At 66.5% G+C, this 12893-nt stretch carries 9 protein-coding genes; 1 reads left to right on the top strand and 8 read right to left on the bottom strand.

Annotated elements, in window-relative coordinates:
* Positions 1-191, top strand: a 191-nt coding sequence (locus tag F3I62_RS18360) for a hypothetical protein (protein ID WP_160491090.1), incomplete at its 5' end; no start/stop codon positions are given.
* A 397-nt stretch (positions 192-588) separates the two neighbouring features.
* Here F3I62_RS18360 and F3I62_RS18355 read toward each other — a convergent pair.
* The 8 genes from F3I62_RS18355 to F3I62_RS18320 all read right to left on the bottom strand — a co-directional run bounded on the left by F3I62_RS18355 (position 589) and on the right by F3I62_RS18320 (position 12867).
* Positions 589-1413 carry a hypothetical protein gene (locus tag F3I62_RS18355; protein WP_160491089.1) on the bottom strand — a complete coding sequence of 275 codons (825 nt, stop codon included), beginning with the start codon at positions 1411-1413 and terminating at the stop codon, positions 589-591.
* A gap of 70 nt (positions 1414-1483) precedes the next feature.
* The gene (locus tag F3I62_RS18350; RefSeq protein WP_160491088.1) at positions 1484-3919 is read right to left on the bottom strand and encodes an RND family transporter; all 2436 of its coding nucleotides are present in this window, start codon (positions 3917-3919) and stop codon (positions 1484-1486) included.
* A 27-nt stretch (positions 3920-3946) separates the two neighbouring features.
* Positions 3947-5017, bottom strand: coding sequence for a YCF48-related protein (locus F3I62_RS18345; RefSeq protein WP_160491087.1), 1071 nt, complete (start codon positions 5015-5017; stop codon positions 3947-3949).
* Between the two features lie 142 nt (positions 5018-5159).
* Positions 5160-6515 (bottom strand): DUF1329 domain-containing protein, encoded by a 1356-nt coding sequence (locus F3I62_RS18340; RefSeq protein ID WP_160491086.1) that lies wholly within the window; start codon positions 6513-6515, stop codon positions 5160-5162.
* A 39-nt stretch (positions 6516-6554) separates the two neighbouring features.
* Positions 6555-8519, bottom strand: coding sequence for a DUF1302 domain-containing protein (locus F3I62_RS18335; protein WP_160491085.1), 1965 nt, complete (start codon positions 8517-8519; stop codon positions 6555-6557).
* A 137-nt stretch (positions 8520-8656) separates the two neighbouring features.
* The gene (locus F3I62_RS18330; RefSeq protein WP_160491084.1) at positions 8657-9223 is read right to left on the bottom strand and encodes an alpha/beta fold hydrolase; all 567 of its coding nucleotides are present in this window, start codon (positions 9221-9223) and stop codon (positions 8657-8659) included.
* A gap of 334 nt (positions 9224-9557) precedes the next feature.
* A complete protein-coding gene (locus F3I62_RS18325; RefSeq protein WP_160491083.1) occupies positions 9558-11288 on the bottom strand; it encodes a bifunctional diguanylate cyclase/phosphodiesterase in 1731 nt (576 codons plus the stop codon).
* Between the two features lie 13 nt (positions 11289-11301).
* Positions 11302-12867 carry a PAS domain-containing methyl-accepting chemotaxis protein gene (locus F3I62_RS18320; protein WP_160491082.1) on the bottom strand — a complete coding sequence of 522 codons (1566 nt, stop codon included), beginning with the start codon at positions 12865-12867 and terminating at the stop codon, positions 11302-11304.
* Positions 12868-12893 lie beyond the last annotated feature (26 nt).

Raw genomic sequence — 12893 nt, 5'->3', positions numbered from 1 at the left:
ACCTGGCCTCTGCCGAACTGGCAGCGGTCGCCTCGATCACCGGCAAGCTGCCGACCGTCGAGGAGTACATGGAGTACGCGAAGAACATCGACAGCATGGCCGCCGACGTTTACCGCTACCTCTCCTTCGACCAGATCGCCGAGTTCCGCGAAGCGGCGGCCAACGCCAAGATCCCGGCCGTGCAGGTCTAAGCGTTACCGGTAATGGAAAAGCCCCGCCTGGTGCGGGGCTTTTTCATTGCCATGTCCCAAGAGTGTGTAGCAAAGACGACGAATCGTAGGTTGGGTTGAGGAGCCCCGCGACGAAGCCCAACGATTCTGCCCCAGTTGTTGGGCTTCGCTGCGCTCAACACCAACCTACCTCATGTACGCCGCGAAACACAGGGCTATCCAGGCACGCCCCCCATGCAACACGTTATAGGGACACAGCCTTTTTCATGTTCAGGATAATGCGAGTGACTTTGCAGGGCGGATTGATTCGAGACGGGCATCCTTCGCGGCTAAAGCCGCTCCCACACGGCGGCGAGCACTCAACTGCAGAAGCCCGCTTTACTGCACGGAGTCATCCGCGAATGGCATCGCCAGTGGCTCAGCGCGGGCGATAAGCCATAGGAAGTGCGGCAGGTGGCGGTGAGCCAAGCGTGCGCAGCGAGGCACCGATCTCGTTCCAGATGGCCTCGACCGTCTGGCTGTGGCTCTCATACACCTGCTGGCCTACAGCCAGGTAGATGGCCCCCTCGGCCAGGGGCGTCGGCAGGACTTCCAGGCGCCCGCGGAACTCCGGCAGGCCTACCACCCGCTCGACCTGATAGTCGTGGTCGATCGCCAGACTGCCGCGGCCCTTGAGCAGCATGAGCGCCAGTTGCCTAGAATTTCGTGCAGTGTCGACCGTGCGCACATCCATGCCGGCCAGCAATACCTTGAGCGCCGTGCGACCGGACAGGTACAGCAGCGGCTTGTCGAGCCCGCGAAAACGCCGACCGTCCCAGTCGGCGCGGCTGTCACGCGTGCGAAACACCATGATCCGCGTCATGCCCAGCGCGCGCGTCGGATCAGGCTGCCCGGCCTGCAGCGGAAAAGCCAAGAACTCCCGATACGCCGGGGTAACGGCCGCTCCGGCCACGGCGCTGTAGAGATCGTGCTGCACACCGGCCAGGCAGCGCCGCCAGGGCTGGGCGACGAACTCCACCCGCAAGCCCTGGTGTTCGGCTGCCCGCCTGATCAGCTTCTGACTCTCGCTCTCGTGGTGCGGATAGGTGAACGGCGGAAACGCCTCATCGCTGACGCAGACCGAGAAGCTACCCGCCAGGGCCGGCTCGCCCAAGAACGGCAGCAACAACCCGGCGAGCCAGGGCCAGCGGTACCGACCGGGCAGGCGGCCGGCCTGCCGCACTTTATCGAGGTGGCGCTTCATCGTCGGCAAGGCCAAAGGCACATAGGGTTGCAGCGGGAAAGCGCCCGGGGCGGGCGCTCACCTGGACGACTCATGCCTTGCTCTTGAGCAAAAAGTGCGACAGCGCCGGGATCAGGATCAGCGCCCCGAGCATGTTCCACAGGAACATGAAGGTCAGCAGGATGCCCATGTCGGCCTGGAACTTGATCGGCGACCAGGCCCAGCACACCACGCCGGCGGCCAGGGTGATGCCGACCAGGCCGACCACCCGGCCGGTGAAGGCGATGGCGTTCTGGTAGGCGTCGGACAGCGACATGCCCTGGCGCTGGTAGTGCAGCTGCACGCTGAGCAGGTACAGCGCGTAGTCCACGCCGATGCCCACGCCGAGGGCGATCACCGGCAGGGTGGCGACCTTGACGCCGATGCCCATGACCACCATCAGCGCCTCGCAGAGGATCGAGGTCAGCACCAGCGGCAGCAGGGCCACCAGCATGGCGCGCCAGCTGCGGAAGGTGAACAGGCAGAACAGCGCCACCGCCAGGTACACGTACAGCAGCATGGTGCGGTTGGCCTCGCGCACCACGATGTTGGTGGCCGCCTCGATGCCGGCAGAGCCTGCGGCCAGCAGGAACTGGCGCTCCGGCGTACTGTTGTCGCGGGCGAACTGGTCGGCGATGGCCACCACCTGGTCGAGGGTCTCGGCCTTGTGGTCCTTGAGGTAGGCGATCACCGGCATCAGCGAGCAGTCGGTGTTGAACAGCTCGGGGGCGTTGACCGAGGCCTGCTGCGCCGCGTAGTTGAGCATGTCCTGGTTGCGCTGGATGCTGGCCAGCTTGGGGTTGCCCTCGAAGCTGCCGGCGGTGATCTGGCGCACCGCGTTGACCAGCGACACCGTGGTCTGCACCGACGGATGCTGCTGCAGCTCCCAGGCCAGGCGATCCGCCAGGATCAGGGTGTCGTAATTCAGGCAGCCCTCGGGAGCGGTCTTGATCATCACCGCGAACAGGTCGCTGGACAGCGCGTAGTGGCTGGTGATGTAGGCATTGTCGCGGTTGTAGCGCGAGTCGGCGCGCAGCTCCGGAGCGCCGCTGTCGAGGTCGCCGATCTTCAGCTGCAGGCTGACCATGAAACCGCCGATGCCCATCAGCAGCGCCAGCAGCACCGCGCCGGTGGCCCACTTGCGAGTGGTGAAGCGGTCGAGCAGGTCCCACAGCTTGCCGAAGCCGCGGTGCTGGGCGGCACGGTTGTCGATCTTCAGCGCCCGCTCGGCGGCTTTGGCGCCGACGCCGACGTAGGACAGCGCCACCGGCATCATCAGCAGCGAGGTGAAGATCAGCACGGCCACGCCGATGCTGGCGGTGATGGCCAGGTCCTGGATCACCGGAATGTCGATCAGCATCAGCACGGCGAAGCCCACGGCGTCGGCCAGCAGCGCGGTGACCCCGGCGATGAACAGGCGGCGGAAGGTGTAGCGCGCCGCCACCAGCTTGTGGGTGCCGCGGCCGATGTCCTGCATGATGCCATTCATCTTCTGCGCCGCGTGGGACACGCCGATGGCGAAGATCAGGAAGGGCACCAGGATCGAGTAGGGGTCGATGGCGTAGCCGAGCCAGGCGACCAGGCCCAGCTGCCAGACCACCGCCATCAGCGAGCAGCCGATCACCAAGAGGGTGCTGCGGATGCAGCGGGTGTAGAGGTAGATGATGGCGATCGAGGTGACCACCGCCAGGGCGAAGAACAGCATCACCTGGATCAGGCCGTCGATCAGGTCGCCGACCAGCTTGGCGAAACCGATCACGCGGATCTTGTACTTGCCGCTGCCCTCCTCGCCCGAGGCGCGCGCAGCGCTGTCGCCGGCGAATTCGACCTGGTCGCGCAGCTGCTCCTCGAGCATGCGCGAGAACTGGTGGTAGTCGATGCCCTTGCCGGTGGCGGTGTCGCGGTCCAGCAGCGGCACGATCAGCATGGTCGACTTGAAGTCGCTGGCCACCAGGCTGCCGACTATGCCGGCGCGGGTGATGTTCTGCCGCAGCTGCTCGATATCGGCCGGGGCACCACTGTAGGTATCGGGCATCACCGGGCCGCCCTGGAAGCCTTCCTCGGTGACTTCGGTCCAGCGTACCGAGGGCGTCCACAGCGACTTCATCCAGGCACGGTCCACGCCCGGGGCGAGGAACAGCTTGTCGTTGACCTGCTTGAGGGTTTCCAGGTACTCGGGGTCGAAGATGTCGCCCTGGGTGTTCTCCACCACCACCCGCACCGAGTTGCCCAGGCCGCGCAACGAGGCGCGGTTGTCGAGGAAGTTGCGGATGTAGGGCTGGCTCTGCGGGATCATCTTCTCGAAGCTGGGACGCAGCTCCAGGCGGCTCAGCGCCATGTAGCCGAGCACCAGGGTGACCAGCGCCATCAGCAGCACGAACAGCCCGCGGTGGTTGAACACCAGGCGTTCGAGGCGGTTGCCGCTGCGCGGATCGAAATCGCGCAGGTCGCGGATCACCGGCCAGGTGTCTTGTTGGATTTTGCCCATGACGGGTACTCGCTCCGAATCTTATCGTTATTCGCCAGACAGGCTGCGCACGCCGCGACTGCCCACCAGCACCAGCTCGCCCTTGGCCGACAGCGCCGCACCGGCGACCGGCGCCTGGCCCTGCTGCGGCATCACACGCAGGCTGAGATCGTCTTCCAGCTGCAGGCGATGACCGGCCTGGGTAAACAGCTGGTAGCGCCCGCGGCGGTCCTTGGTGGCGGCGGTGATGCTGACCTGCAGGCCGCTGTCGAGCTGCCGCCAGTTCTGCCCACCGTCGCGGCTATGGAACACATGGCCGCGCAGGCCATACACCAGCACCTCGCCGGGCTTGCCGACGACGCCGAAGTAGCTGCCCTCGTAGGGGCTGGGCACGACGACGAAGCGCTCGGCCTCGGCATCCCAGCGGCGCAGCAAGCCCTGCTCGCCGACCAGGTAGAGCGCATCGCCGGTGCTGTTGAGTGCGGTCAGGTGCAGGCCCATGGGGTTGTCGGTGCGGTCCTGCAGGGGCTCCCAGGTCTGGCCGCCGTCGCGGGTGGCCAGGATCAGGTTGAACACGCCCACGGCGAAGCCGGTCTGGGCGTCGACGAACCAGACGTCGAGGAACGGCTTGTCGGCGCCCTCGGTCTTCAACCGCTCGCCTTCGGCGGCCAGCGTGGCCCACTGCTCGTTCTCCGGTTCCAGCTGGGCCAGGGCGCCGTAATGCTCGATCAGCAGGGTGCCGATCTGCCGGCCGTCCAGCTGCTTGCGCCAGTGGCGGCCGCCATCGTCGCTGTGCAGGATCACCCCGTCGTTGCCTACCGCCCAGCCCAGGCTGGGGTTGGCGAAGTGCACGGCATTGAGGTCGACGCTCACCGGCACTTCAGCCTGCTGCCAGCTCTGCCCGGCGTCATCGGAATAAAGAATGTGGCCACGCTGGCCGACCGCCACCAGCCGGTTGCCGGCCAGGTCCACGTCCAGCAGGGGGCTGCGCACGGCCAGCACGCTGGGCTTGGCCGGCAGGTCCAGCACGTCGACATAGCCGTTGGCCCCGGCAGCGCCTGCCAGCAGCGCCAGCAAGGCGCCCAGGGCGAGCCGCACGTACCCTCGGAAAGCACACATACCGCGTCCTCATCTGAAAAAAAGCCCCGCACGAGTGTTATGCCGGTCACTCACCAGCTACCTACGTGCAGGGTCAGAAAACCATCCCGCGCCCTCGGGCTGCGGGTATCCGGCACCGGGGCTCGCCCGGCGCCGGGGGCACTCAGCGGATGCCGGCGCCGGCCAGGGCCTCGGGCGACCACTGGGCCTTGGAGAGCGGTTCGATGTACTTGATGCCGCCGTACGGACCGACCACGCCGTTGATGTTGTAGCTGCCACCCACCAGATCGTAGATCACGTGCGGAGCGGTGTTCGGAGTGTCGACGTCGTAGCTCTGGGTCAGGAAGCTGTAGGAGCCGCGGTACAGCTTGCCGCCGGCGTCATACTGGTCGGAAGCCAGGGCGTTCCAGCTGTCCTCGTCGAGGTAGAAGCGACGCTTGGCGTACACGTGGCGCATGCCAGACTTCAGACTGCCTTCCACCACCCACACGCGGTGCTTCTCCCAGCGCACGAATTCCGGCGCCAGGTGGTTCGGCGTGGTCAGCGGCTTGGGGTCCTTGATGTAGGTGAGCTTGTAGGTGTTGTAGGGCACGAACACTTCCTGCTTGCCGACCAGCTTCCAGTCGTAGCGATCCAGCGCGCCGTTGAACACATAGATGTCGTCGTAGGTGCCGGAGCCGGCGGTGCCCGGGTTCGGGGTGTCGTAGGCCAGGTTCGGCGCCAGCTTGACCCGACGTACGCCGGGCAGGTACTGCCAGGCGCGGCGCGGCTGCTCCAGCGGGTTGGCGGCGTCCTTGAGCATCAGCGACTCGCCGGCGCGGCGGGCCGGGCCGCTGTAGTACAGCTTGGTCTGGAAGTAGGTGTCCTTGGCGGCCACCACCTTGCTCAGGTCTTCGTAGATCGGGAAAGCGTTGAACGCGGTACCGGTGGTGGCCAGGGTGGCGACACCGGCGGAATCGACGTTCCAGGAGTCGTACTTGGTGGTGTAGCCGGCACCCTGGAAGCGCAGCAGGTGGTTCCACATGGCCTCGGCGCCGGACTGCGGAATCGGGAAGGGAATGCCCGGCAGCACGTTGTCGATGGCGTTGCCGCCTTCCAGCGACTTGGCGCCGGTGGCGTTCTTCAGGGTGTTGTCCAGCAGCGCCTGGGGCATGGTGGCGGTGCGATGGGTCGGGTAGACGTCGACGCGAAAGCTCGGATAGCGCTTGGCCAGCTCGTAGGTCACGGCGGTCAGCTGTTCCTTGTACTGGTCGGCGTTCTTGGCGTCGATCACCAGCAGCGGCTGCTCGCCGGCGAAGGGATCGGGACGCACGGTGTCGCCGGCCTTGAAATCGGCCGGGGCGGTCTTCAGGCCGCCGGTGAAGGCCGGGATGGCGCCATCGGCACTGGCGGCCATGTCGGCGCCGACCGCGGTCAGCGATTGGCCAAGCTTGGCCGCCTCGCTGGCAGACACGGCGGCCTGGGCCTGGACTGCGGCCAGGGCAAGGGATGCAGCCAGTACGGTGTGCACGAATTTCATTTTGTTGTTCTCCTGCTCAGAGGCTGGGCAATTCGTGGATCAGAAGGTGGTTTTGAAGGTCAGGTAGAGCGCGCCGCGGTCCTCGCCGGTGGCACCGCCGCCGGAGAAGGATGAGTAGCCACCGCCGTAGCAGGTGTAACGCTCGGCGCCGTCGAGGGCGTTGGGTGTGGCACCGTCGGTGGCGCCGTTCTCGCACTTCTCGGCATCGCCGAAGGAATCCACGTACTTGAGGTCGACGTAGTACTTGTTGTAGACGGCCGCAGAGACGCCCACCGCGTAGTTGCCGGTGTCTTCGGCACCGCCGGCGACGACCGGCGAGACGCCGTCGAGGCCAACGTTGATCGACATGGGGGCGCTCAGGTCCACGCCCGGGAATACCTGGTACCAGGTCGGGGTGAAGTTGACGGCGATGCCCCAGTTGTCGCGGGTCGGCTTGTCGATGCCGCGGTAGGTGTCCTCGCCCTTGTACAGCGCCTCGTTCTTGCTATCGAGGCTCAGGAGGTTGCTGTAGTACAGCTCGCCCAGCAGGCTGGCGGAGTCGAAGAAAGGCGTTTCGGCAATGGCCACCAGACCGTTGACGGTCCAGTGCAGGGTGTCGCCGGTGGCGGCCATGCTGTCGCCTTCGCCTGGCAGGTCGGTGACCACACCGGTGCCCGCGCTGCGTGCCGGCAGCAGACCCAGGCCGGCGGCCAGACCGGTTGGACCGGTGGCACTGACAATGGCCGGGATGCTGGACAGCGGCATGTTCTTGCGGATGTTCAGGTCGCTGCCGACGCTGACCCCGGCGAACTCCTTGGACAGGCTCAGGCCGTAGATGTCGATGTCGTCGCCGTAGGAGAGGTTGTAGCTGGTGCCGGCCAGGGACTCGACCAGGGTACAAACCGCCCCCCCCATGCCGCCAAAGCCGCAGCTATTGCCGACCACGGTGAGCGAGCTGGCATCGAGTACCGCCTGCGGCAGGATGTCGGAGGTGTTGCGGTAGTAGAAGCCCAGGGTGCCGTCCAGCCACTCCGGCGCCCACTTGGCCATCAGGCCCCAGTCGCCACTATCGTCAGGAGTGTTGTCATCGCCACGGCGCACATTGGTCAGTGCATCCTGGCCCAGGAAGCCCGGCGGGGTGGCAGTGTGGCCGAGCAGGAAGGACTGCGCGCCCTCGCCCAGCAGGTCGGAGGTGCCGTAGTAGGTGCCGGCCTCAGGCAGGCGCGCGGCATCCCAGTTGAAGAAGTACTGGGCGCCGAAGGTCCACTCGGAGTTCAAGGTGAAGCTGGTCGACAACTGCTCGCGCGGCACGAACAGCTCCTTGGCCTCGGTGCCGGGGGATGCGGCCAGCTTGGCCAGGTCCAGGCCGGACTGGCCGTAGCTCAGCGAATGCACCGGATTGAGGATGGTCTCGCCCCAGAACACGTTGTGCTGGCCGGCCTTGACGCTGAACAGCGACTCCTCGCCGACCTCGGTGCTGTAGAACAGGAAGGCATCGAGGATCTCGCCGGACGGGCCGCTGTAGTAACGCTGGGCGTAGCGGCTCAGGTGCGGATTGCTGTTGCCCAGGCCGTCGAGGTTGGTGAACCCGCCGACCAGCGGGTGCTGGCCGACCATGCCGCTGGCCGCATCGTTGCCGTTGACGAATGGGTTGGAGTTGGAGCCGGTGTTGTCGTAGGCCTTGTCATACCAGGAAGCGGCGCTGACGCGGAAACCCATGCTGTTCTGGTAGACCACATCCAGCTCGGTGAGCAGGTCGACGCGGTTGGTGATGTTGGTGCCGGCCTTGCGGAAGTTGTAGTCGCCGTCGTTGTTGTTCGGCGTGGCCAGCATGCGCTTGTCGGCGCTCTCGGTGCGCACGCCATAGTTGTACTTGACGGTGTTGTCGAAGCGCACGGCCCAGTCGTCGCTGCCGGTTTCGACTTCGATGGCGTGGGCGGCAGGCATGGAAGCCGCCAGAATGGCCGAAGCCAGCACGCTGCGACGCAAGGGCCTGAGGTTGTGACGGTTCTTATTGTTGTACATGCGTTGTCTCCGCTTTATGTGTTTGTGGCTCTAACAACGGCTCACATCAGCCATAGCAGCAATGCGAGCTCTTACCGCTCCGGTTCCAGGGACTGAGCACTGCGGCCGGTGATGCAACTCGGTAGAGGGCGTGGCCCTCAGCTATCCAGCTCGCGAATGAATGCCTCGGCCCGCGCCCACTCGCCGTAGCCGGAAGCGGGGTTGAGGTGGCCGACTTCACCGAGGTTGACCAGCTGGCTGCCCCAGCCCTCGGCCAGGTGGCAAGCCGCTTCCAGGCTGGCCAGGTAATCATTGCTGCTGGCTGCCAGGATGCTGGGGAATGGCAGCCGCCCGTTAGGCAACGGGTCCCAGCCATTGGCGCGCAGGGTGTCCGGGGTTGGATAACCCTCCGGCCAGGTCGCGGCCAGATCCGGCGGCGCGGCCAGCAGGGCACCCTTGATCGGGCGGCTGTAGCGCGCCGCCCAGTGCGCCACCATCAGCACGCCGGCGCTGTGGGCGACCAGGATCACCGGACCGTCGATCTGCTCCAGCTCGCGCTGGATGGCCTCGACACGGGCCGTGCAGCTGAGCTTGTCGGCCTCCAGCGGGGGCACCGAACGCACCTTGCTCAGCTTGGCCTCGAGCAGGGTTTGCCAGTGTTGCGGCACATGCTCGCGCAGGCCGGGAACGATCAGCACAGTGGCATGGGTTTGCAGCTTGTCCACATCGACACCTTTGCGGTTGGGGCCGGCCCTACAGGCAGCCGGGAAGTCGTTGAGGACAACAGTAAGGCCCTCTCCCCCACCCCGCTTCACATTTCACGTCAGCCATTTCTCATTTGACGACAGATGAAAACGGCACCGACGACGGCCCCTGCGATGACCTGGCGGTAATGCCGCAGATACGCCTGCCACTGGGCGTTTGCGGGCAACGGCAGTGGGACGCGCCCCTGCTCGGGCAGCACCGGCGCAGGCCGCGCAGCGCGGGGTTGCCCCCGGCACCGGGCCAATCATCCATGCCGCAGCGGGCAACCCCACCGGCAGCCCTTGTCGGTGCCACTCAGCCCTTGGCTGGCGCGGCCTGCCTGGCGCGCAACAGCGCCTGCAACGGCTCGAGCGGCATCGGCCTGGCAAGCCAGTAGCCCTGGCCATGGTCGCAGCCGCTCGCGCGCAGGCAGGCGAGTTGCTCCGCCGTTTCGATGCCTTCGGCCACCACCGTGATGCCCAGGCTGGCAGCCACCTGCACGGCTGCACGGACGATGGCCTGGTCGACCGCGTCTGCCGGCAGGCCGGCGATAAAGCTGCGATCGATCTTCAACCGATCGAAGGGCAGCTGCTTGAGCGCGCCGAGCGACGAATAACCGGTGCCGAAGTCATCCATGCTGACCAGCACGCCACGGGCGCGCAGGCTGTTGATGATCTGCCGCGCCTCCTCGAGGTTGCTCACCGCCACCCGCTCGGTGATTTCCAGTTCCAGGCGTTCGCTGGGCAGGCCGCTGCGCGCCAGGCTCTCGCCGATCAGCGCGAGGAAATCCTCGCGCAGAAAGGTCGAGCCACTGATGTTCACCGCCACCGGCACATCGAGCAGGCCGCTGCGGATCAGCGCCAGGTTGTCGCGGCAGGCGCGCTCCAGCACCCAGTGGGTGATGGCGCCAATCAGCCCGTACTCCTCGGCCAGCGCGATGAACTGTGCCGGCGGCACCTGGCCATACTCGCCATCATGCCAGCGCAGCAGAGCCTCGATGCCCACCGGGCGCGGCTGCTCTTCGAGCGTGTACTGCACCTGGTAATGCAGCCGCAGGCGCTCCTCCTTCAAGGCCTCGCGCAGACGGTCGAGCATCTGCAGACGCGCCTCCGTGCGACTGCGCAACTCGCGCTGGAACAGGCGCAGGCAATTGCCGCCGGCGGCCTTGGCCTGGTACATGGCCAGGTCGGCATCGTTGAGCAACTGGTCGACGCCCTGGCTCTCGCCCGGATAGAGGCTGATGCCCAGGCTCGCCCCCACGCTGAGGCTGAGCGCACCGACCCGAAAGCGCGGCAGCATGCACTGGATCAGGCGCTCGCCCAGGCGCAACGGCTCGTCGTGCTGCCCGCCCATGGGCGCGATCACCACAAACTCGTCCCCGCCGACCCGCGCCAGCTGATCCCCCTGGCGCAGGGCGCCACGCAAGCGCTGGGCGACATCGGCGAGCAGGCGGTCGCCGACCTGATGATCGTGGCGGTCATTGATCTGCTTGAAGCCATCGAGATCGATGAACAGCACCGCCAGGTGGAAGCCACCCTCGTCACTGGCGCTCATCGCCTGCTGCAGGCGCTCGCGCAGCTGATGGCGATTGAGGCAGCCGGTCAGCGCATCGTAGGTCGCCAGCTGGGTCAGGCGCTCATGCAGGGCGCGGCGTTCACTGATGTCGTGACAGATGCCGACGAACAGGCGCTGCCCGGCCAACTGCAGTTCGCCGACACTCAGGTGCAGGGGAAAGCAACTGCCATCCTTGCGCCGCCCCATGACTTCACGGCCCTTGCCGATGATCCTGGGTCGGCCACTGTGCTGGTAGTTGGCCAGGTAGCTATCGTGCTGGCTGTGATAGGGCTCGGGCATCAGCACATTGATATTCAGCCCGAGCAGCTCCTCACGGGCATAGCCGAAGGTACGCACCGCGGCCGGATTGAGCTCGCGCACCCGTCCATGTGCATCGATCACCACCATGCTATCCACCGCCGTGTCGAACACCGCGCTGGCCAGCTCGCCCAGGCCGAACTCCGCCTCTTCGTGGCTCACCCGCATATCCATGTCAGGCACCCACTCAGCTATTGAAGCGTGCGACCAGCGCGTGCAGCGAATGGGCGGTGGCTTCCAGCTCGCCGCCCAGATGGGCGGAGCGCGCGGTGACTTCGGCGTTCTGCTCGGCGGCCATGGAGATATTGCTGATCTGCCGCGACACGTCCTCGGCCACCAGGTTCTGCTGCTCGGCTGCGGAGGCCATCTGCTCGGCCATCTGGTGGATGCGTTCGACCGCGGCGGTGATCCCGTCCAGCGCCTGCTCGGTCTCGACCACCCGCGCCACCCCGGCACGCGCCTCTTCGCTGCCCTGACGGGCAATCTGCACCGCCTGGCCCGCAACGCCCTGCAGGCTGGCGATGATGCCCTGGATCGCCTCGGTGGACTCCTGGGTCTTCGAGGCCAGCGCCCGCACCTCGTCGGCCACCACGGCAAAACCGCGGCCCTGCTCGCCGGCCCGGGCCGCTTCGATGGCGGCATTCAGGGCCAGCAGATTGGTCTGCTCGGCAATGGCGCGAATCATGTTGGCCGCCTGCTGGATCGACTGTGCCTCGCTGGCCAGCCCCGCCACCGAGGCGCTGATGCCATCCACCGTGCGCGCCAGCTTCTCCACCACCGCACGGCTCTGCTGGGCCTGGCGGCTGCCGCCCCGCGACAGCTGGTTGACCTGGCTTGCCTCCTCGGCAGTCTGCTGCACATGCACGGCGACCTGACCGATCGAGGCGGCCATCTGGTTCATCGCGGTGGCCGCCATCTCGGCCTCGACCTGCTGCGCCTGCAGTGCCTTCTCGGCCTGCTGCACCAATTGGCCATTCTGCGAGGCCTGGCTGGCGGTGCGCGTGGCATAGTCGCCGAGCACACCGAGGGCCGTGCGGATTCGCGTGCCCTCGCTGATCAGCACCAGCTGCAGGCGCGCCACGGCGCCGGTATCGTCGGTGTAGGTGTGCGCCACCAGCTCGCTGTCGAAGGCCTTGGGCGCCGTCTGGGCCACCCGCAGCAGGGCCCGCTTGACGAAGCCCAGGGTGGCGACGGTCTGCCCCAGCGACGCCAGCACCAACAGGGCGATACCGAGGCCGGCATGGCCGGCCATGAACAGCAGCGGCCCCAGTAGCGCACCGAGCAGCGGCAGCAACAGGAAGCGCGCCGCCACGCCGAGACGCTCGCCCAGCGATGCCGCCGCACGCCCCTGGTTCAGGCGCGCGTAGAGGGCACTGGCCCGGCGCACCTGATCGGCATCCGCCCTCACCTGTACCGACTCATAGCCCACCACCCGGTCCTGCTCGAAAATCGGTGTGACATAGGCATTGACCCAGTAATGATCGCCATTGCTGCCGCGGTTCTGCACGATGCCCATCCAGCTCTTGCCGGCCTTGAGGTACTCCCACATCTGCCGGAACACCTGTGCCGGCATCTGCGGATGCCGCACCAGATTGTGCGGGCTGCCGATCAGCTGCTCGCGGCTGAAACCACTGACGGCAATGAACTCGTCATTGCAGGAGGTGAGCTGGCCCTTGGTATCGGTGGTGGAAATCAGGCGTTGCTCAGCCGGGAACACACTCTCCCGGCCACTGAGCGGCATGTTGCTTCGCATCGTTACTCCTGCGCGTGATACCGCGC

Source organism: Pseudomonas sp. R-28-1W-6, assembly GCF_009799925.1.
In the GTDB taxonomy this organism is placed as follows: Bacteria; Pseudomonadota; Gammaproteobacteria; order Pseudomonadales; family Pseudomonadaceae; genus Aquipseudomonas.
The sequence above is the reverse complement of the archived record's forward strand: the minus strand, read 5'-3'. Positions and strand labels throughout refer to the sequence as shown.